The sequence below is a fragment of the Candidatus Nitrospira bockiana genome (genome assembly GCF_965152565.1).
In genome coordinates, this window is sequence record NZ_OZ224215.1 from 3,095,096 (window position 1) to 3,116,492 (window position 21,397).

A 21,397-nucleotide genomic window follows, 5' to 3' on the forward strand; every position below is an offset into this window, starting at 1 on the left:
ATGAAGACGTACAAAGGCATCGTGAAAGGCAACACGGTGGTGCTCAAGGACAAACTGGATGTGGTGGACGGGACTGAGGCTCTCGTGCTCGTGAAGGCCACGGAGGAAGAAGAACAGGACATCGTCAACCGCCAAAAAGCCATGCTGGAAGCTGGATTTGCGATGGGGAAGCTCCGGTATAGGAAGCGAGAAGAGTTACATGAGCGCGGATAAGAGACTGATCGATACGAACGTCATGGTGTATGCCTATGACGTCTCGGAGAAAGCGAAACGCCACGCTCCATCAGAATAACAAGGAGCAGATCGTTTTCATGGAACCCGCAGTGGTGAGTCGTGCATGGCTCCAAGAGGAGGTGCTGTTCGAAGACCGGTGCTTTGACGCCTTCAATCACATTGAGACGCCTTGGATAGTGTCGTACACTCCTGTCCTACAATCAGGAGGATGCGTCATGCCGATGAGTGTACGACTGGATGCCAAGACAGAACAATTGGTGGAACGCTTGGCGAAAAAGACTGGGCAGACGAAATCAGAAGTGATCCGTGAGGCGATTGGGAATCTCATGCAGCAGAAGAAGGACCAGAACGGGACCGTTCCGCCGTACGACAAGGTGTCGGATTTGATCGGGTGTATCCACGGTGGGCCTCGTGATCTCTCCATTCGGACGGGCGAGAAGTTTCGTCGCCGTCTGCTTGAGAAGCGCGTTAGGCAAGCATGATTCTCGTTGATGCCGGCCCATTGGTGGCCTTGATTCATGCCGATGATGCGCATCATGACCGATGCAAAGCGGTCCTGCGCTCCTTGCAAGAGCCACTGGGGACTGTTTGGCCGGCCTTCACGGAAGCCATGTACCTGTTGAACTTCTCCTGGAAGGCTCAAGAGGCGCTGTGGGAGATGATTGAACGCGGTGTGGTGACGCTCCTCGCAATCGGTGACGGTGACCTCCCACGGATGCGGGAGCTCATGCGGAAGTATCGGGATCTCCCAATGGATCTTGCAGATGCGGCGCTTGTGCGGGTGGCCGAGCGGGAACGGATGCGACGGATTTTCACACTCGACCGGCGTGGCTTTCAAATCTATCGGCCCTCTCGACTAGGCCGATTTTCTCTTCTTCCTTGACCCTGGCGGGAACACGATGGGCCTACATAATGCCGAGCCCGATCCCCTCCCCCGCATTCACCCCGAGTTAGCACCATCCCCGGCCCGCAATCTCCCGCCGGCGCAGATCAATCTGTTTACCGGCGAGCCGGAGGCGGTCGTCATCCCGATCGACACCGAGATCCTCGATGGGGACGAGCGCATTATCGATGACGGCATCCGGATGGTAAAGACCGGCGACACCTCACAGGTGGTCTTGTCCGGCTTCGGCATGTTTCTCTCCAAAAAGAGCGAACGGTTGCTGGTGCGACAAGGCAAGACGGTGGTGTATGAGTTCCCTCTGTTTCGCTTGAGTGAGGTCGTCGTGGCGTCGCGAGGCGTCACGCTCTCTTCGGACCTGATCGAAGAGCTCTGCCAGCGCGGCATCCGTCTGAGTTTTCTGACCAGCGGCGGCAAACCGTACGCCATGCTCTCGTCCCCGATGCTCACGGCCACGGTCGTTTCGCGCCGCCAGCAGTTGGCCGCGATCGATGACGACCGTGGAGTGACGTTCGGCAAATTGATCGTCTCGGGCAAGCTGACCAATCAGGAGCGGCTCCTCCGTTATTTCGGAAAGTATCTGAAGCAGACGGATCCCGAACGTTTTGCGCGTGTCGACCACTTGGCCGATCACATCCGCGATCTCAAGCCGGCCATTCAGCAGATCGCCGGATTCCGCATCGACGACGTGCGGGATTCTTTGATGGGGTATGAAGGCACCGGCGGCCGCTTGTACTGGGACGGCGTGAAGGAGATCATCAGCCAGCGAACCGAATTCATGGGGCGGGAGCACCGGGGCGCCACCGACATCGTGAACGCCTTGTTGAACTACGGCTACGGCATCTTGTATTCGCAGGTGTGGGGCGCGGTTTTGAACGCCGGTCTGGAACCGTTCGCCGGCTTTCTGCACGTCGACCGTCCCGGCAAGCCCTCGCTGGTGCTGGATCTCGTCGAGGAGTTTCGCCAGCCGGTTGTCGATCGTACGGTCATCGCCCACATCAATTTGGGTGAGGCGGTCACGTTCAAAGACGGCATGCTGGATGAAGACACGCGGGCGCGCTACGCGGCGAAAATTCTGGAACGGCTGGAATCGAGCGAACCCGTCAAGGGCAAGAAGTACCAGATCAAGTCGATCATTCAGATGCAAGCGCGCAGCCTGTGCAGCTTTTTACGGCGGGACAGCGCCTATACACCGTTCACGTTCAAGTGGTGATGGGGACCGCGGCCCGCTGTCCGCGACCCGCCGCCCGCCTGCAATCGCGATCGGATTGGAGAAAGGACTTGGTTGAGGCCCCCGGAAAGCGGGCTGCAGGTCGCGGGCCACGCGGTAGCAGGCTGCGGACCGCGTGCTGCGGGTAGCGGGTCGCGGACAACGGATTGCGGATACCAAATGAAAGACTATCGGAAGCTGAATATCTTGGTGGAAGCCAGGCGTATTGTGAAGAGATTTATCTGTTTGCTAAAGGGCTGCCGGCCAACGAGCGCTACAACCTCTCTGATCAAATTCGGCGGTCTGTTGTTTCAATCCCTCTCACTATCGCAGAAGGGTGAGGCTGCCACACAGACCGATTTCACCCGCTTCCTCTGGTATGCGTAGAGATCAGCCCACGAGGTGATCACATGTCTGGAATTAGCCAAGCGTCTTCAACTGTCGCATAGGAACAGCGATCAATTTACCCATCTCCTCGATTCCGGCGACAGGCTCGCGGCCATGATGTATCGCTTTATTCAACGACTGACAAATCAGGCTTCACCACCGGCTGAACCCGGTGGGCGGGCCGCGGACTGGGACCGCGGCCAGCGGACAAACGGATAACGGGAAACGGTTGACGGATCGTGGACGAGCTGCAGACCTATGTCCTCTACGATATTCGGGACGATTCGACCCGCACCCGGGTGGCTGAGGTGTGCAAGGACTACGGGCTCGAGCGCATCCAGTTCAGCGCCTTTTCCGGATCTCTCAGTCGAAATCGACGGGAGGAGTTGTTTCTTCGCCTCGAGGAGACGCTTGGCGACCGGCCGGGAAAGATCTTGGTCCAGCCGGTCTGTGAAAAAGATTTTCGCGCCAACCTGACTCTGGAGCAGGACGGACCCGATGGCCGTAAAACCGAAGCTGATGCTCCGCGTGAACGACCTGAAGCAGTATGAATACTGCCCGCGGGTGGTGTACTACCACTATGTGATGCCGGCCGAGCGGAAGGCCACGTTCAAGATGGAGCACGGAAAGTCCGCGGAAGCGCGCCTCGACGTGCTGGAACAGCGGCGAACGCTTCGCCGCTATCGCTTGCCCGACGGACGCCGCCACTTCCATGTGTGGTTGACGTCCGAAGCGCTCGGTCTGAGCGGCAAGCTCGACCTCCTGATCGAAGCCTCCACCGGCTGGTACCCGGTGGACTTCAAACAATCGACCGGACCGGCTCGCGCCAATCACGTACAGCAGTTGTGCGGCTACGCCCTGCTTGTCGAAGACACACACCAGTGCAGGGTGACCCAGGGCTTCATCTATCTAATCCCCGGCAACAGGATCGAACCCATCGAGATCACGGATCAGCTCAAAGCCCAGACCCTCCTTGCCTTGGACAACATTCGAGAGATGATCCTCTCTCAGCGTGTCCCCTCCCCGACGTCTTTGCGCACCCGCTGCACCGAATGCGAATACCGGAACTATTGTGGGGATGTTTTGTAGGCGGCTCGCCTGTAGGGGGTGATAACACTCGGCAGACTTTTATGACACACGTGATTGCAGGAGGGCATCGGAGCGCCCTTTCGCAAACCCACCCCGGTTTGAAGCAAATATGAGTTTTTCGACAACTTGCCTCGTTGCGACCCTAAATTGGCTAGCTTTATTGAGGTCTTCGTGAGCGGTTGAATCACCATTCCCGATGAAGAGGGAACTGAAAGGAGCTGATCGTCCAAAAACGCCTGCTCGCGTGTATCGTTGAATCACCATTCCCGATGAAGAGGGAACTGAAAGGTGTGGCGGCTGGCGCTTACGCGACGACGTTTTCGTAGTTGAATCACCATTCCCGATGAAGAGGGAACTGAAAGGAGTATGTCCCGCCGACCACGATTGATCCGCGCCTGGTTGAATCACCATTCCCGATGAAGAGGGAACTGAAAGCGCAGGTCGCCACGTCCTTAAACTCGCCCAGCTTGGTTGAATCACCATTCCCGATGAAGAGGGAACTGAAAGCGCGAAAATATCAATACTCCCGCCCGACAGCCCTTCGGTTGAATCACCATTCCCGATGAAGAGGGAACTGAAAGGCACTAATCCATAGATGTCGCCCAACTTGACCTCGGGTTGAATCACCATTCCCGATGAAGAGGGAACTGAAAGGCAGCGACGGCCGCTGGGCGAACGGCGTCGAGCAGAGTTGAATCACCATTCCCGATGAAGAGGGAACTGAAAGCGCGCTGACCAACCTCGAAACCTACGCCCGCTCTGTGTTGAATCACCATTCCCGATGAAGAGGGAACTGAAAGGATCACGAACTCCTCCGGGCCCAGAAAGGTCCCGAGTTGAATCACCATTCCCGATGAAGAGGGAACTGAAAGGCGTAGCGGCTGCTCGAGGCGCTCCGGATGCAGCACGGTTGAATCACCATTCCCGATGAAGAGGGAACTGAAAGGGTGCTATTGACCGGCGTCGCCGCCCATCCCCCGGGTTGAATCACCATTCCCGATGAAGAGGGAACTGAAAGGACGATGATGCCGGCCGCCCAACTTGGCAGGCCGGGTTGAATCACCATTCCCGATGAAGAGGGAACTGAAAGGGACTCCCATCGGGTGATGACGGCATAGCGCTCCGCCGTTGAATCACCATTCCCGATGAAGAGGGAACTGAAAGCATGATCCGGCGACCGAGGGCGTGGTCGAGGTCGGGTTGAATCACCATTCCCGATGAAGAGGGAACTGAAAGTAGACGCTGATCTGCTTCTCGCGCGGCTGCTCGGGTTGAATCACCATTCCCGATGAAGAGGGAACTGAAAGAATTCACCTACGCACTGGCACTGATATATACTTTGGTTGAATCACCATTCCCGATGAAGAGGGAACTGAAAGAGGGCGCGGTCATGACATCGAGCAGCTTCATCGCGCCAGTTGAATCACCATTCCCGATGAAGAGGGAACTGAAAGTTGTAAATCAGGTTGCACATGAGGATCCGACCACCTGGGTTGAATCACCATTCCCGATGAAGAGGGAACTGAAAGCCGAGAAGCGGATCCAGATCGGCCTGTCGACCCGGGAGTTGAATCACCATTCCCGATGAAGAGGGAACTGAAAGGGAGGGCATCGCACCGGATGCCGCCGATCTCCCCGAGCGTTGAATCACCATTCCCGATGAAGAGGGAACTGAAAGAGCGTAATCTGCGTCGTGAGCGCGCCCGAGACGGTGTTGAATCACCATTCCCGATGAAGAGGGAACTGAAAGGACGGTCGTCATACAGCGCACACTCATGCGAGAGACCGTTGAATCACCATTCCCGATGAAGAGGGAACTGAAAGGGAGGCCACCGCAGCCGCCGTGAAGAAGGCACCGGCGTTGAATCACCATTCCCGATGAAGAGGGAACTGAAAGTGGAATCGCGCGCGGACGTGATGAGCGGGATGTAGCGTTGAATCACCATTCCCGATGAAGAGGGAACTGAAAGTTGTTGGGGCCAAAGCACACCACCTCTCCCTTGTCGTTGAATCACCATTCCCGATGAAGAGGGAACTGAAAGGCCGAGCACCCCACAGAGCTTGTCGGTCGTCGCCCACGTTGAATCACCATTCCCGATGAAGAGGGAACTGAAAGTCGAAGATGACATCGGCATTCTTATACTTGAGCGTTGTTGAATCACCATTCCCGATGAAGAGGGAACTGAAAGAGAAATATTTCCCGGCGGTTGCGATCGTCGTCGACGGGTTGAATCACCATTCCCGATGAAGAGGGAACTGAAAGGCACGCGCCTGCGCGAGCCCAAGGAGGGCTTCCATCGTTGAATCACCATTCCCGATGAAGAGGGAACTGAAAGAGAAGTATCGCTGATGCGAGCCGCTGCTTGGAAAGGTTGAATCACCATTCCCGATGAAGAGGGAACTGAAAGCGAAGGAGGTGCCAAGTGAGCAAGGTCACGGAATTCGTTGAATCACCATTCCCGATGAAGAGGGAACTGAAAGCCAGAATCCAGTGCTTGCTCACGTACTCAAAGGCCCAAGTTGAATCACCATTCCCGATGAAGAGGGAACTGAAAGGCATAGCCGCCCACGGCCGTCCGGTAGCGATTCGTGGTTGAATCACCATTCCCGATGAAGAGGGAACTGAAAGTCCTGTGCGGATGGTTTCTCGGGCTCGCCGCTGGCGCGTTGAATCACCATTCCCGATGAAGAGGGAACTGAAAGGTCACGGACGTGCTGCCGACGCAGCGGGACGTGATGTTGAATCACCATTCCCGATGAAGAGGGAACTGAAAGCGACAGGTCGGGACATGAAGGTCGATGTCTACTTGGTTGAATCACCATTCCCGATGAAGAGGGAACTGAAAGTACGGGCTCTACAAGGACTGGTCGAAATCCCCGACCGTTGAATCACCATTCCCGATGAAGAGGGAACTGAAAGTCTCCGACCCCCACCCCGCCCGTGCGGTCGTCCCTGTTGAATCACCATTCCCGATGAAGAGGGAACTGAAAGGGAGGGGCGGACGACCCTGTTTCCCGGGATGGATATGGGTTGAATCACCATTCCCGATGAAGAGGGAACTGAAAGCACGAACCGGGACAGCTACTACGCGCGGATGCGGGAGGTTGAATCACCATTCCCGATGAAGAGGGAACTGAAAGCTGCTCGTTCTAGAAGGGCGAGCAGGGTTTTGTCAGTGTTGAATCACCATTCCCGATGAAGAGGGAACTGAAAGTGGGCGTCCCGAGTGCCACGACCGGCTTGCGATGCGCGTTGAATCACCATTCCCGATGAAGAGGGAACTGAAAGTGAAAACGGAGGCGGCCATGCTTGGCCTTTGGAGAAGGTTGAATCACCATTCCCGATGAAGAGGGAACTGAAAGGTTCAGCACGTGCGGCAGGGCCAGCGAACAAGGGGAAGAAGTTGAATCACCATTCCCGATGAAGAGGGAACTGAAAGGGCTTGGGCCAGCACGGCCCGGTCGAGGCCCAGATCGTTGAATCACCATTCCCGATGAAGAGGGAACTGAAAGCAGGGGGTGGCCAGCGACCTCGGGGCGCTGGAGCACGTTGAATCACCATTCCCGATGAAGAGGGAACTGAAAGCAACACCAGGTTCTGGGGCGCCGTGTGATTGACCAGTGTTGAATCACCATTCCCGATGAAGAGGGAACTGAAAGAGTCAAACCGCAGCACCCGCGTCGCACGCGCAAGCCCGTTGAATCACCATTCCCGATGAAGAGGGAACTGAAAGCCTGAATCCTGACAAGCAGTACATGCTTCAATGGGGCCACGGCATTTGAGCCGTGGAATCCACCGCAGATCGCGTGAACGGGATGTTGTACTACTCCCGCTTCAATGGGGCCACGGCATTTGAGCCGTGGAATCGAAGTGAAGACCCTCAAGACCGAGCTGCAGGCGATGCTTCAATGGGGCCACGGCATTTGAGCCGTGGAATCCAAGGCGAGGCGGCGGTGATCGATGGCTGAAATCGCGCTTCAATGGGGCCACGGCATTTGAGCCGTGGAATCGGCGAATGCGGATCCGATAAGAAGGGGGGAGTCAGATGCTTCAATGGGGCCACGGCATTTGAGCCGTGGAATCGATCATGGTCGGTTCGAAGCGGACCCGGACATCGTGCTTCAATGGGGCCACGGCATTTGAGCCGTGGAATCGTCATATCGGAAGCGGGCGGTGATCGCGGAATCCTTGCTTCAATGGGGCCACGGCATTTGAGCCGTGGAATCGGCCGGGATTCCCGGCGCGCATCTGACCGCAAGCGCGCTTCAATGGGGCCACGGCATTTGAGCCGTGGAATCTACACGATGCACGACTCGGTGTGGATGGAAATTCAAGCTTCAATGGGGCCACGGCATTTGAGCCGTGGAATCGACGACAAAGGTCGACTGACAGTTAGGGTCAGAAAGCTTCAATGGGGCCACGGCATTTGAGCCGTGGAATCGGCGACGACGATCGTACTCTCGACCGGACAGGGTGCGCTTCAATGGGGCCACGGCATTTGAGCCGTGGAATCCCCGTCAGTGCGTCCAGAGTCGAACGTTGCAGCTTATCGCTTCAATGGGGCCACGGCATTTGAGCCGTGGAATCGGCGCGTCGTCATGGAATGCATCCGCGGGCGCTGCTCGCTTCAATGGGGCCACGGCATTTGAGCCGTGGAATCCTGCTTGGGAGGTCGGTGTCGGGGACCCTGCGCCTCGCTTCAATGGGGCCACGGCATTTGAGCCGTGGAATCTGCGATGCGTTCGAGCGCCCGCTTCACGTCTTTCTGGCTTCAATGGGGCCACGGCATTTGAGCCGTGGAATCGCTCGAAGCCATGCAGAAGGGGGCCCCCAAGCAGAAGCTTCAATGGGGCCACGGCATTTGAGCCGTGGAATCCGGCCGACACGTCACTCGCCGCAAACTCCATTTGCCCGCTTCAATGGGGCCACGGCATTTGAGCCGTGGAATCGCGCGGTTCAAGATGTTTGTCGAAGGGCTGTCGGGCGCGCTTCAATGGGGCCACGGCATTTGAGCCGTGGAATCATTCAAGATGTTGCCGTAGGCAACTAATGCACGCCTAGCTTCAATGGGGCCACGGCATTTGAGCCGTGGAATCGGGTGGCCGTCGAATTCGACCACTGGCCGAGCCTGAGCGCTTCAATGGGGCCACGGCATTTGAGCCGTGGAATCGAAGAATGGTTTGCCGTGCCACGCACGGTGAATGTGCTTCAATGGGGCCACGGCATTTGAGCCGTGGAATCGGGTCGGAGAAGGATGCCGCTCGTACCGTCGCGCAAGCTTCAATGGGGCCACGGCATTTGAGCCGTGGAATCCATGTTGTTCCGCTTGCGCTTGGCGGAGCACACGTGCTTCAATGGGGCCACGGCATTTGAGCCGTGGAATCGACGAAGGCGCTGCCGCAGATGCCCACGCTTGCCGGGCTTCAATGGGGCCACGGCATTTGAGCCGTGGAATCGGCCCGTCGGGCATGCCCCGAAACTTGTCGTTGAGCTGCTTCAATGGGGCCACGGCATTTGAGCCGTGGAATCTCTGATGCGGACGCTGCACCCGAGCCTGATCGCGGAGCTTCAATGGGGCCACGGCATTTGAGCCGTGGAATCCGTCTGGGGCCAGGTCCGCTGGCCGTCCCCAAGCAACGCTTCAATGGGGCCACGGCATTTGAGCCGTGGAATCTCCGGCCGGACTTCTCGAGCTACTCCGCGGTGCCGGGGCTTCAATGGGGCCACGGCATTTGAGCCGTGGAATCGGTTGTTCGCCTCCTCGACGGCCTCCCGCATGTTCGCTTCAATGGGGCCACGGCATTTGAGCCGTGGAATCGGCAGCTCGCCCTCGATGCCGACGATCTCCCCGACCTTGCTTCAATGGGGCCACGGCATTTGAGCCGTGGAATCCGTGACATCTTGTCACCCCCTGTGAATTCAGGCTCAGCTTCAATGGGGCCACGGCATTTGAGCCGTGGAATCAGGAGGCGGCGGAACCGAAGCGCTACACGATCGACGGGCTTCAATGGGGCCACGGCATTTGAGCCGTGGAATCGGTGCTGCGGGTCAGCCTGTCGGAGATTCGGAAACAGATGGCTTCAATGGGGCCACGGCATTTGAGCCGTGGAATCCATCGGCGGCGCTGGCGGTATGTCCGGTCAGCGTGAGCTTCAATGGGGCCACGGCATTTGAGCCGTGGAATCCTTGGGCCTTGCAGGCCCTAGGAGCAAGCATCCCTGGGCTTCAATGGGGCCACGGCATTTGAGCCGTGGAATCCGAGTGCGTGAATGTGAAGCTGCGCGGCTACGAGACGCTTCAATGGGGCCACGGCATTTGAGCCGTGGAATCACAGCGACGGGGCGCTCGCGCTCTTCGCCTACCGCGCGCTTCAATGGGGCCACGGCATTTGAGCCGTGGAATCCGGAGGCGGCCGCCCAGGTCCTCGCCGCCGAGCGGAAGCTTCAATGGGGCCACGGCATTTGAGCCGTGGAATCCTTGCGCTTGGCGCCCTGCTTCATCGGCTGCACCGCGCTTCAATGGGGCCACGGCATTTGAGCCGTGGAATCCAAAATAAGAGTCAGGGTAGCGGAACATAGGGAAAGGGCTTCAATGGGGCCACGGCATTTGAGCCGTGGAATCTAATGGGCCACGTCCCTGGCGGTGCCTTCATCTGCGCGCTTCAATGGGGCCACGGCATTTGAGCCGTGGAATCGAGCCAACTTGTGGCGACCTTGTTGGAGGAATGGTACGCTTCAATGGGGCCACGGCATTTGAGCCGTGGAATCGGTCGTCTTAGAACCGACTAAATGTATGTGCTATTTTGCCTCCTTTGCGAGAGCTTCCTCGGAGCATTTGCTGCTTGTCCACCATGGGCACCAGTTTTCACCTATTCCTACTCACCCCGAACGGCTGGGAAAACAACTTCGGGACCGGCGAGTGCTCCCAGCGTCTGAGCCACCAAAAGACCGCTCGCGTTCACAGGCGGCGAAATACTCACACGACCTGCGCCTGCCTTTCTACGACGGTCATGCTTCTTCCTAGCGCGTCGATGCTCTTAATAGGTCGTCCTTCTGTCGGCCCTAGATCGATGATCAGAACCTGGTCGTCTCCATGGTGGATGATCTCTGACAATGTCGCACGCATCCGTACCACATCCACGTCAGGCAGGTCGCACTGAAAGACTGACAGTTGGAGATGGGCCCCGAACCCCTTCATGGTCTTGAACACTTTTCGCAAGCGTTTGGGATCGCAGATGTCGTACGTGACGATGTACAGCCGCCGCATGGGTCACCGCGTCAGGAACATCGGATACTCCGCGATCTCACCAAGGAGATAACGCCCAAACAAACGAGCCTGCACTTCGAACACTCGACGATAGCTGATTTGATAGCCGAAGACGGGATGGGTAATCTCCTGTCCCATCCGTCGCTCATACGTCTCGATAAATCGCCGACGCCCTTCTGGGGTCAGTGACACCGCGCCCATACGTCGGATGTAGTCGGTCGATCGGATCTCGCCGTTGTTGATCGCGGTCAACACGACGGAGTCGGCCACGAGCGGCCGGAATTCTTCCATGAGATCGAGTGCGAGGGCCGGCCGGCCGTATCGAGGCTGATGGTAAAACCCAAGATAGGGATCAAGTCCCACTGCATGCAGCATCACCGTCCATTCTCGTGCGAGCATGGCGTAGGCCAACGACAGCAGTGCGTTGAGAGGATCTCGGGGTGGACGCCGATTGCGCCCATCAAAATCAAACGTCCCCGGGCTGGCGTCGGCCTTGAGCATGCCCGCGAACTCGGAAAAATATCGGCGAGCTGCCGTTCCTTCAATGCCCAAGAGCACATCCAACGATTCCGCCTTTGCCGCGCTCTGCTGGTCCACTTTCAAATCCCGCAGGACCGTTTCGGGCACCGCGCAGTGATTGCGACGCAGCACCGTCCGGCAGTTCGCGATCTTGGCTTGGACCAGACGACGGGCTAGGAGCAGACACCGCTCTGCATCAGCCGCTGCGGCGTACTGCCGCCGGCGAAGCTCGACGTTCTTGTGGCTCATACCTGTCGTGAGGCCATAGAACCACCCACCGCTGGACAGGTAGGAAATTGGGATCTCCCTCCTGCACAGCTCTTGAATCGCTTGGGTGCTGACCTGCACGGCGCCGAAGAGCACCAGATGAGAGGTCTCTACGATCCTGGCTTCGGTTAAGAGTTGATCGCGGTCCAAGACCTTCAGACATTCTCCATCCTTCGAGACGCGGGCCCCAGGATGCTGGACGTACAGCGGCAGGGCATCGTTCCGTGTCGGAAGAAGTTTCCGAATGGTCCCCACTTCGTTGTCGTCCGTGCTGCTCAAGCAGCGGACCTCATCGGGCAAACAAATACTCACCAGCGAGCACCGCGGACATTTGGGACTATCCACCAGCGGCGGCGGGATTCGTCCTTCTCGGGCAGTCCGCCGCATCTCCTGGATCAGGTTCAGCGTGCGCTCGATCAACTCCCCATCAAAGGAGATCGTCACGCGTTCGCGAGAGCCGACGAAGTACAAGAAGCCCCCGGTACAATCCATCCCGTGCTCACGTAGGATCAATCCCTGCGCACAGACCTGCACCCGTTCAGGCTCCCACGCTCCCTTCTCAACGTGCGGACGTTTGCCGCGTTTATAGTCGACCGGGGCCACGCTGGTCCCCACCCCTTCCACGAGATCAATCTTGGCGGTGAGGCCGAGGCGCTCAGAGGACAGCCACACGGATCGCTGATGAATCACGGCATCGTCATCCCTCTCACCTGAGTCATCCGGCAGCACCCGTTTCGGTTCGAGGTCCACCCGGCGATGGTGGAACCGCCCCTCCACCGTATCGGCGCTGTCCGCAAATTCACCCTGCACCCATTCCAAATACGCCAGCCTCGGGCAGTACGTGAACTCGTTCAGCATCCGAACAGGGAGGAGCGGCTCTTCCACCACCAGCGCGGATGGCTCTCTGGTCTCCATGTTGTGCCTCTCTCTTCTCTATTCAGTTGTCAAAGAGCAAGAAGCAACAGAGCTCAATCCCTGGGAGCCGCGTCCTCCTTATTCCCCGATGATGATCCAGCCCGACCCGAATGGATTGGTCGGACTGCCGTGCCGAAACGGATTCCCAGCACCAAATGGATTGTTCACACTCTCCGGCGAGAAGGGACTGCCGTAACGGCCGAACGGGTTGCTGATGGAATCAGGGTCGTATGGGTTCGTGCTCAACTTGCCCCGGTAGTTTCCCTCCTGATCGTAGAGCCGCGGCGCATGAGTCGCAAAGGGGTTCGTGGCCGACCGATTGCTGAACGGGCTGCCGAACGGGCCGAATGGGTTGGCGGGGCTGTTCAGAGCAAACGGCGATCCGGCGCCAAACGGATTCGCCAGGGAGTCGGGGTTGAATGGATTTGCGCTGAGGTCACCCAAATACTCGGCGTGAACGGTCAGGGGAAGCAAGACAATGAATAGGACGATCACCGTGCGCATAGGCCACCTCCAGATCGCGCTTGCAACTCCCGATGTGATCTTCTCTTCCTCTTGCTCACATATCTCCATCACTCTGTTATACTGCTTCCCACTAGAAGCCTGGGTGAGGTGCACATGGAATATCCAATCATCATAGAACAGGATCTCGAAGCCGGCGGGTATGTGGTGTCTTGCCCAACCTTAAAGGGATGCGTCTCCCAAGGTGAGACTGAAGAAGAAGCCTTGGAAAACATCAAAGATGCCATCAAGACGTACCTCGAAAGCATCGAGGAGCTCAAACGCCTCAAGAAGCTGAGGACCGTCGAAGTCAGCGTATGACCAAGCTCCCTCAGGTCTCTCACGAACGTGTCGTGAGAGCCCTCAAACTTTCCAACCCGGCTCAGTCGGCATCGCCGTCGAAGTCGTCATCCCCACAGCACCGTCTCCTTTTCGATCTATACCCCACTCGTGACACGGACAGCGCAAGATCTGTAACGGCCACATCAACGCTTCACACTCATACTTCATGACTGTCGCATCCCTTTTACGCCTTACGGTCGCGCCTCACACTATCCGCTGGCACGAACTGTCCCAGGCCGAAGTGGCTTGACAACCGAGAGTGATCGGCCCGCGAACAGGAGCGAGAAAGGTCAACCGGAACGCTCCTGACGGGCTCGTCGTCGTCACCGACCAGTCACTATAATAAGACGACACCATAGCAATTAGGCGCATCGTACCAGAGCGCTACTCGCGAGGTCTCCCGACAAACAAACCACCGCCAAGATAGCGGTTTCTTCCCAAAATCAGAGGCCCCTGAACTGGTACGGGAAAAGCCAAGCGAGCGAGACCACTCAAACCTGTTCCGGGTATGCCACATAGCTCGCCCGGTATGACCACTGGCCTGGGAAGGCCGCGACGGAAGCACTCTGAACAGAGGTCGGCGGATAGCGCCTCGGCCGCACTGCCCTGTTTCATGTGGCGTGTAACCGAATAAGGGGTCACACTTTCCCATACCCGCGAGACAGCAAAGAGCGGATCCATATCGGGATCAATGGAGATGGCTCGTAGGCTTAGGCATCCAATGGAACCGGCTCGCAACTCACAAAATCCGGACAGCGCCTTATCCAATACATGCAAGTGTTTCCGTTCTGCCTCTTTCGGCTCTCGCCGCTCAACGATATGCGGCGAAATAACCATCAGTCGCGATGAGCACGGCACGAACAGAAAGAAGAGATGCGGATCGCTCTCTGATCGAGCGGGTGCTCCATTGCTCTCGTGTCCCGTAAAGAACGGGGGCAAGACTACCGTATCTCCGAGCACCGTCTGCACTCTGGCCATCACCGCTCGGCGAAAGGCGCGCGCCAATTCGATGGGACCTGGCGTTTTCACAAGTCCCGACTCGACCACGAACGTATGGCTCACTGGAACAGTCGGTACCGGTGCCATCACTCCCAAGCCGAGGAACCGACCATCGCCGATAACGAGAGGTCCTCGAAGCGGTGCCGCGAAGGCGATCTCGACGTGCCAAAGGCGGTGTTTGTCAAATCGAGTGCTGTCGGCGAATGCTTCGACCCGCGCCCCGTTCCCTTCGAAGGGCTCACGCTGCACGCGAATGCTTTCCACGGCTTCTCTCACCCCGGCGTGCCGGAGCGCCTGGCAGACCGCGGCCGCTGCCCGTACCTGTTCCGTGGCGCGTTCACGTCCTGCCTTCGCTTCGTCGCGCTGGTGCGCAGGGTCGATCCGCCGGCGGCGGGCGCCCTCAGGGAGTGCGGCCGGCGTTACCGTGCGCCACACCCGGTGGCGTCCTTCGTCACTCACGCCGTAGTGATGGAGGAAGCTCGAGTCGTCCGCAGGGGTCAAGACAACATGCAAGTCGCTGGTCGCCAGACCGACGACGTCGAGGCCGGAGAACGCCCAGTGCACGTCACCTGGCCGGAGCGGGCAGTTGGGCGGTACCTCGATCAGCACGCGCCGGATATCGCGGTCGGCGTGGAGGTGGCCGATGGAGGGGAACGGGACGATCCGCACCCGGTGCTCGGGCGGCCCGCCGTTCATGCCGTCGGGCTTGCGGCCGACAAGTACTCGCTCGATCTCCGTCGTACGCGCGGGCATCGCGCGCTTAAGCCGCTCCACCGCGCTGTCGCGCAGCCGTGCAATGAGAGTGTAGACGCGTTCCAAGGTCCACGGAGCGAACTTCCCCTCGGCCGTCGGCTCACGAAGCTCGTAAAGCTGATGAGCGGGAGGACTGTCATAGGCGACTGTCTGGAACCGAGGCTTCGGAGGCTGTCGAAAGACTATCTTCACGGATTTGCCACGTTGCTCGTAGCGGAATCGCCGGCTTTGAGCCTGGTATCGGCGCTCGATACTCTCGAGTGAGCCCCCGCCTGGGCAAGCAAGCGCGAACCCGCTGTTGCTCGCCGATGGCCGGAAGACCTGGCCCTGGTACGCTGCCAATAATTCGTCGAACTCGCTGTCATTGAGCACCTCGCCCCAAGCCCAGGCCATGTCGATGCCGCGACCGAACTGATAAAGACGCTCGGCAAGGGATTGGATCACCTTCGCGTTATTCTCATCGTCAGGCACTTGTCCCACTGACCACGCGAACACGAACGGGATGGAAGAATCGAAGAAGTAAGACCGGAAAACTTTGGTGGCAGTCCGGATCTTTGCTATCTGCGCTGCGTCACCCCCGATGCTGTCACTGTCGTTGTTCGGCATATAGAACAGGACACTACGACGAGGCTGCCAAGCGCGTGGCGCACCGATAATCGGAGCGCCCTGTCTTTCGAGCCACGCGAGCGCTTCTCGTTCGGTATGCTCGATCGGGCCACTAATCCCTGCCCCTGCGACGAGCGCCTGGAAGAGACGCGCGGGCGATGGTGGCCAGTCGCCCTTACCGTGATAGCGTCCGTCGTGTAGGCGAACGTGGATAACCAGTGCGCTCATGACTGCTACTCCGGAACCAATTCTTCCTCTGCGGTCTTCTTCGCGAGCAGTTTCTTCGCCTCTGCGAGGTCGAACTCGTACTTCAGCGCGGGCGATTGCTGTGAGTCCTTGGGCCATTTATCTTTGAACACCTCGGGCCACTTCGAGCGGAATAGGCCAACTGTACCCGTCGCATAGTTCTTCACTGTAGCGGCGTCCAAGGTGATCGCCGTGGGCTCGCCCCGCCGCGCCACCTGGTACCACTGGTCTCCGTTCTCGGCGTAGCGGAGCAGGCAGCCCTCTCGGAGGAATAGCTCAATGTCGGCGGTCGCCGCCACGAGCGAGAGGCCGAGCAGGTACTTCCAGATTGCGGCGGTCTCGTCACCATTCGCGCCCCGCAGGCCGCGCAGCGCGACAAGGTTCACCGTCACCTCACGCTCGATCCGGCCCTTGACGAGAACGCCCCCGAGGATGCGCGCTTCAGGATTAGGAGACCCGTTCAGATATTGCGGAGCCTTGATCTTGGGCCGGAATACACCAGGCGCGTCAGCTAGGCCCTTTTCCGACAGCTTCACTTTCTTGTCCTTGGCTTCCTTGGTCAGCGCTCCTTGCTGCTCGTCATCCAACAGCTTCCACAGCGAGTTGAACTGCGCTGCTGCATGCAGCGGTTCCACATCCCAGGCCCGGATGATTGAGCGCACGAGCCGGGGGCGCTTCTCACCCGTGTCACCACGCGAGTCCCAGACACCGAACACGAGCGAGGTCGGGGCGATGGCACAAAGAAGGCTTGCGTCGCCCCGCTGGAGTTTCTTGAAAGCCGGCCCGATGAGCTTCAGAAGCTCGGGCGAGGACTGCACGACTGCATCCGCGGCACGGTGTGCCAGATCGAGCAGCGAGCGCGTCACCGCGCGCGGCTGCTTGCACGCCTCCTTTTTTGCTTTCTTGGTTTCACCAGTCTCCGCGTTGTTCTTGCATGCCTCGCATTCGCCACAATCCTCGCGGCGGATGACAATCTCGATCTGCGGCACGAGCCACTCTTTGTGGTCCTTCGACTCCGACTTGAAAATCGGCTCCAGGCGATTGGCCTGCGAGCCGACACTGTCGATCGTCGCGACGCGCGTGCCGTCCGAAAGCGTGTCGATGTCGTAGCCGATGTCGGCGTACGTCGGCGGGAAGATGATGCCGCTTTCCTCGACGGGCAGGAGCTTCTGCGTCAGGCGCAGGGCCACTGGGCCGGCTGCATTTGTGGCCCAGTCATCAAATTGATAGATTTCGTGTGTCATGTTGTTAGCTCCTCGGTTATGTGGCTCATTTTCCTGTCACCCATTTTCGTGACCTCCACATGCTCAACGACGAAGCGTCGCACTCGACCGTACACGAGACATCCACCAATGGCGGCACGTGCTAGCATAGGAGGCAACACACGATCCCAGACGTTGTATGCGAAGTGATTCGAGTCTAGGCGCTCAGGCCTGGCGTGCTCCAATCCAAGGATCGCCAATAGCTCACAAAGAGGGTATGTGGCCACCCTCATGTCGAGACCGCCTTTCGCCCCCTTGCGTAGAGTATCGGGAGAGAATCCCCCGTGAATTGGATCGACACTCCCTCGAGGATCAAGCCGAAACAGCGATTCCGTTCGAGCGTCCTGGTTGAGAGGATCCGACTCTGCCTGCGCTCGGTTGAGCCGCCGTATTGCGTCCAAGGCATTCTTGAGACGGATGTGTGACGAGGCACCGTTCGTCGATTTCTTGAATGTCGTTGCAAACCGTCCGGAGCCATCTGCCCAATAGCCGAATGGGATTTCACGCTCCACGCTACCGTGCTGACCACGAAAGACTCCGGGTAAGTCCGAGCTCTTCGGATCGCCGGAGGCCGCTAGTCCTGGGAGAACCTCCGTTTCACCACCATCCCTCTCTTTGAGATCATCGCAAGGACTAAACCACTTCACGTCGGCAGTTCTCAAGAATGACAAGACCGCTTGAACAGGATTTGTATCCCCATTTGCACGCAACTTGAAAAAGTCGCCAGACTGTGCCCATTCAAAACTGCCTTGCGCGTTCCCGAGCAAGATGTCCGCCGCCTCGAGAAAACCCAAGCAGGCGAAGACCTGTCCGGGGTTGAAGAGATCCACAGGGATCGAGGCTTGTGCCATCAGGCACCTCCTCCGTTGGCGGCGCGTGCGTCGTTGTCGCGTGACGCCTGCTGATCCGCAGCCCGCAGGAGTGCCTCCCACCAGGCGAGTCCCCATGGTCCCCAACGACCTTGCAGGCGAGCGAAGCGCAGGGCGATCTCGACGGCTTTCTCCTCGAGCATAGAAGGCGGCTTATCGTCGCAGCCGCTTGTGTTGATCACAGGCCTTGCGAAGCCGTGGTGTGCGGCGATCACGTGCAGCAACAGGTCGTGCTGCTCAGGGCAAAGCTTCTTGACGCGCTCGTCATCCTCGATGCGAAGGAGCGATCCGAGCTCGTGTCGGTAGCCGTCGAGCAGGCGGTAGTTGATCGGGCCCTCGGTTTTGCCATAGATACCGTTTTTCAGAGCATTGAAGGCGCGCTGCCAGCGTTCGGCGCGTTTGCCCTCGTCGTGCAAGCGCGCCGCGAGGGCGAGAAGATTTTCTCCTTCCTCTTCGAGTCTTAGCGCCTCTGCCAAACGACGAGCGCACTCCTCGGCCCAGCACTCATGCTCGTCCAGAAGCTGAGGGTTGGCAGCCGAGCGGTCTTCCTCGGTCGCGGCATCGTGGCGCCACTTCTCGACGAGGAGCCAGCGACTCGCCTCGCCGTCCTCTGTCACGTCCGATGCGAATCGGAAGCGCTCGCGCCAATTCCTGTCTCGCGTGAATGCCGCAGACGCCTCGACGCTTCGCACCCGGAACCCGACCACGCCCTCGCCGAGCCAGTCGTTGTCGTCCGCCGTTTTCGGAGGTGTTGGTACATTCTCGTCCAGCAGCCCATTCTTCAGTCCTCCCAGTCGCGCATCGACGACCAGGGTGGCACCCTTCAGCTTCTTGTCTTCAGGCGACTTGAGCTCCGCAAGGCTGAGAGTCTTCCTTAAGCTTCCATCTGGATCGAGGACGAACACCACGACGTCTTGCCCATGTAGACGAGGCCGGTTCGTGGCCGTCTCCTGGTCCGCCGGCTGCTTCCACACGCTCTCGGCGCGAGCGGCGATCCACTCGACGACGCGGAATGTCTCGGTCTCCAGAAGCTCGCTCGTGTGCGGGGGCACCGCCTCGAAGAAGGCTTCAATCTCTTGCTTACGGGGTGTCCCGCCACCCTTGCGAACAGGAAGATGCGTCCGCCAGACGACCACCGTCTGTGGCTCATCTTCTATCCAGCCGCGCAGCCACGGCTGTATGGCGGGCCGCCCAGGATGCTGGTCGAGCGAGGTCATGGACCAGGCCTCGACGAGGGGACGCGTCAGCGCCGGCCGGAGCGGTTCGGGCGAAGTCGCATCATCAAGAATCCTCTGCAAGTCGGTGTCGTTCGTGGCGCGCGTCTTGAGATCCTGCAGGGCAGCCGGGCTTGCGTCGAGACTTCCATCGTTCTTCTTGCGAAGTTGCTCAAGCGGTTTCTGCCGGTTCTCCCATTCGCCGAGTTTCTTCTGGTACGCCTCGACGAACTCGCGTTCTTTCTTGTCCAACTGGTGGCGGCGTTGTTCTTTCTCGATCGCTTCCTGTTCCTTCTTACTCGGTGCAGGCTTCGGCCCCACGCAAACCATGACGATCGAATCCCCGTCGCCGCGCCGATTCACGCGGCCCAGGCGCTGGACCATCCGCTCCCAGGCGACGAGGTCGCAGACCATATGATCCGCGTCGAGATCGACGCCGACCTCCCCCGCTGACGTGGCGAAAAGAAACACGGGGCGAGTGCGCTCGCTTTTGTATCCGGCGATGAAACCGAGATCCCTCAGCCGCTCCTTCGCTTGCTCGCGCTCGAACACTCGGCGGCCGCCGACGAATAACTCTGTTTCGATCTGGAGGGCGGGCGTACCCGCCTCTTTGTTCCCCTTCGCGAGCTTTTCCACGACCTCCTTGGCCTTCTGTGCGATCTTCCGGCTATCTGAATACACGAGCACGCGGACCGCCTTGTTCCCGTTGTCCGTGAGTGCCCAGGCCTGCTTCGCCAGCGCTTCCTCCAGCTTGGTCTCCCCGTCGAGCGGTTCGATATGCAGCGATTTCTTCGCGTTCAACCGCTTCTTAACGAGCTGGCACTCGAAATCCGCATCCGTCAATCCGAACACATCGGCGCTCCGCGTGCGGCCCGTCGCGGACAGCGAGAGTAATTTGAACGGCGGGACGCCCGGCATGCTGGACTCCTCGCACGGCCGAAAGGCCGGCTCAGTCGCAATGGTTCGCAGCAGGTGCTCGAACGGTGGCACGAGGTGGGCTTCATCGAGGACGATCAGGGTATCCGCACCGAGAAGTCCTGCATGGTATGGACGCATCTTCCTCGATACGCCATAGCCCTCAAACAGCAGGCGCGAGCCGATCATATCCACCGTGCCTACGATAAGCGCGGGTGCGGCGGGATCATCGAGCCACTCGCGGTTGTCGACGTACTGACCGCGGAGCGTGGAAATCGGTAGCCATTGGTCCTCGCGGAAGCCAAGGGCCCTCTTTATGTCCGGGTCGCCATCGACGAATTCTCGCAGTCCCAACGCAACGTCCGTCGCTTGGTCCACGACGGCGCGCCGATCAACCACATACACAAGCCGCCGCGGCAGCTTGGCGCCACACGCGCGGGCCACGAGCCAGATGGCCATAGCGGCAGTTTTCCCTAGACCAGTGGGGATGTCGACAGCCTCCGGGATTCCGCCGTTGAGCATCCGGTGGAGAAGTTCTTCCTGCCAGGGGAAAGGTGATTCCCCAGCGGTAAGGCCGAGTGCGTGTCGCAGCCACAGCTTAGCAACATCCTGAGATGTTCCCTCTGCCACGCTCATCTTTCACTCCAAGACCAATCGATGTGCATTGCACTGCTCCCGCTCAGACTATGAGCGCCTGGACTCCGCCGTCGCCACAGCCCCCCGCACCGCCACCCCAATTTTGCCGAGGCCTATTGGCATATTTCACAAAAGGCCCACGCCGCCCGAGCCTCCCTGACCCTTGCCCTCTCTGACCAGGCGCGAGGGATTTTTGGAGCAACGACGGCTCGCAGGCGAAACGAATCTGAAAAGGATAGGGCTTGCACGCCGTCGCTTTCTCGAA

At 59.0% G+C, this 21,397-nt stretch carries 15 protein-coding genes and 1 CRISPR repeat array; of the genes, 8 read left to right on the forward strand and 7 right to left on the reverse strand.

Annotation, left to right across the window (positions count from 1 at the left end; all coding sequences use genetic code 11):
- The 7 genes from ACWHYV_RS15080 (at position 1) to cas4 (ending at position 3,821) form a co-directional block, all read left to right on the forward strand.
- Positions 1–213, forward strand: a complete 213-nt coding sequence (locus ACWHYV_RS15080) for a hypothetical protein (RefSeq protein ID WP_447977320.1) — start codon at positions 1–3, stop codon at positions 211–213.
- Between the two features lie 236 nt (positions 214–449).
- Entirely contained in the window at positions 450–716 is a 267-nt protein-coding gene (locus tag ACWHYV_RS15085) for a ribbon-helix-helix protein, CopG family (RefSeq protein ID WP_447977321.1), read from the forward strand.
- Positions 713–1,117 carry a type II toxin-antitoxin system VapC family toxin gene (locus tag ACWHYV_RS15090; RefSeq protein ID WP_447977322.1) on the forward strand — a complete coding sequence of 135 codons (405 nt, stop codon included), beginning with the start codon at positions 713–715 and terminating at the stop codon, positions 1,115–1,117. Before ACWHYV_RS15085 ends, ACWHYV_RS15090 begins: the two co-directional genes overlap by 4 nt.
- 16 nt (positions 1,118–1,133) lie before the next feature.
- On the forward strand, positions 1,134–2,348 hold the full coding sequence (cas1, locus tag ACWHYV_RS15095) for a CRISPR-associated endonuclease Cas1 (protein WP_447977323.1): 1,215 nt from the start codon (positions 1,134–1,136) through the stop codon (positions 2,346–2,348).
- Positions 2,349–2,512: 164 nt separating this feature from the next.
- A complete protein-coding gene (locus ACWHYV_RS15100; RefSeq protein WP_447977324.1) occupies positions 2,513–2,686 on the forward strand; it encodes a four helix bundle protein in 174 nt (57 codons plus the stop codon).
- 285 nt (positions 2,687–2,971) lie between these two features.
- Positions 2,972–3,283 (forward strand): CRISPR-associated endonuclease Cas2, encoded by a 312-nt coding sequence (gene cas2, locus ACWHYV_RS15105; RefSeq protein WP_447977325.1) that lies wholly within the window; start codon positions 2,972–2,974, stop codon positions 3,281–3,283.
- Positions 3,231–3,821: a CRISPR-associated protein Cas4 gene (gene cas4, locus ACWHYV_RS15110; RefSeq protein ID WP_447977326.1), complete on the forward strand. Its 591-nt coding sequence runs from the start codon at positions 3,231–3,233 to the stop codon at positions 3,819–3,821. The genes cas2 (ACWHYV_RS15105) and cas4 overlap by 53 nt, the downstream gene beginning before the upstream one ends.
- 178 nt (positions 3,822–3,999) lie before the next feature.
- Positions 4,000–7,555: a CRISPR direct-repeat array (repeat unit 37 nt; unit sequence GTTGAATCACCATTCCCGATGAAGAGGGAACTGAAAG).
- A gap of 3,242 nt (positions 7,556–10,797) precedes the next feature.
- Here the strand turns inward: cas4 and cas2 (ACWHYV_RS15115) are convergent.
- The 3 genes from cas2 (ACWHYV_RS15115) to ACWHYV_RS15125 form a co-directional block, all read right to left on the reverse strand.
- Complete coding sequence (gene cas2, locus ACWHYV_RS15115) at positions 10,798–11,088, reverse strand: CRISPR-associated endonuclease Cas2 (RefSeq protein ID WP_447977327.1); 291 nt, start codon at positions 11,086–11,088, stop codon at positions 10,798–10,800.
- 3 nt (positions 11,089–11,091) lie between these two features.
- Complete coding sequence (cas4g/cas1g, locus tag ACWHYV_RS15120; protein ID WP_447977328.1) at positions 11,092–12,789, reverse strand: CRISPR-associated endonuclease Cas4g/Cas1g; 1,698 nt, start codon at positions 12,787–12,789, stop codon at positions 11,092–11,094.
- Positions 12,790–12,867: 78 nt separating this feature from the next.
- Entirely contained in the window at positions 12,868–13,293 is a 426-nt protein-coding gene (locus tag ACWHYV_RS15125) for a hypothetical protein (RefSeq protein WP_447977329.1), read from the reverse strand.
- Positions 13,294–13,407: 114 nt separating this feature from the next.
- Between ACWHYV_RS15125 and ACWHYV_RS15130 the strand changes: the two genes are divergently transcribed.
- The gene (locus ACWHYV_RS15130) at positions 13,408–13,611 is read left to right on the forward strand and encodes a type II toxin-antitoxin system HicB family antitoxin (RefSeq protein ID WP_447977330.1); all 204 of its coding nucleotides are present in this window, start codon (positions 13,408–13,410) and stop codon (positions 13,609–13,611) included.
- A 405-nt stretch (positions 13,612–14,016) separates the two neighbouring features.
- Here the strand turns inward: ACWHYV_RS15130 and csb2 are convergent, their stop codons facing one another.
- Genes csb2 through cas3g form a run of 4 tightly spaced genes read right to left on the reverse strand, consistent with a single transcriptional unit; the run spans position 14,017 to position 21,132 of the window.
- Positions 14,017–16,218 (reverse strand): type I-G CRISPR-associated protein Csb2, encoded by a 2,202-nt coding sequence (csb2, locus tag ACWHYV_RS15135; protein ID WP_447977331.1) that lies wholly within the window; start codon positions 16,216–16,218, stop codon positions 14,017–14,019.
- 5 nt (positions 16,219–16,223) lie between these two features.
- Positions 16,224–17,480: a type I-G CRISPR-associated RAMP protein Csb1/Cas7g gene (gene cas7g, locus ACWHYV_RS15140; RefSeq protein WP_447977332.1), complete on the reverse strand. Its 1,257-nt coding sequence runs from the start codon at positions 17,478–17,480 to the stop codon at positions 16,224–16,226.
- Entirely contained in the window at positions 17,477–18,349 is an 873-nt protein-coding gene (gene cas8g2, locus ACWHYV_RS15145; RefSeq protein WP_447977333.1) for a type I-G CRISPR-associated protein Cas8g2, read from the reverse strand. The genes cas7g and cas8g2 overlap by 4 nt, the downstream gene beginning before the upstream one ends.
- Positions 18,349–21,132 carry a type I-G CRISPR-associated helicase/endonuclease Cas3g gene (cas3g, locus tag ACWHYV_RS15150; protein WP_447977334.1) on the reverse strand — a complete coding sequence of 928 codons (2,784 nt, stop codon included), beginning with the start codon at positions 21,130–21,132 and terminating at the stop codon, positions 18,349–18,351. The genes cas8g2 and cas3g overlap by 1 nt, the downstream gene beginning before the upstream one ends.
- Positions 21,133–21,397 lie beyond the last annotated feature (265 nt).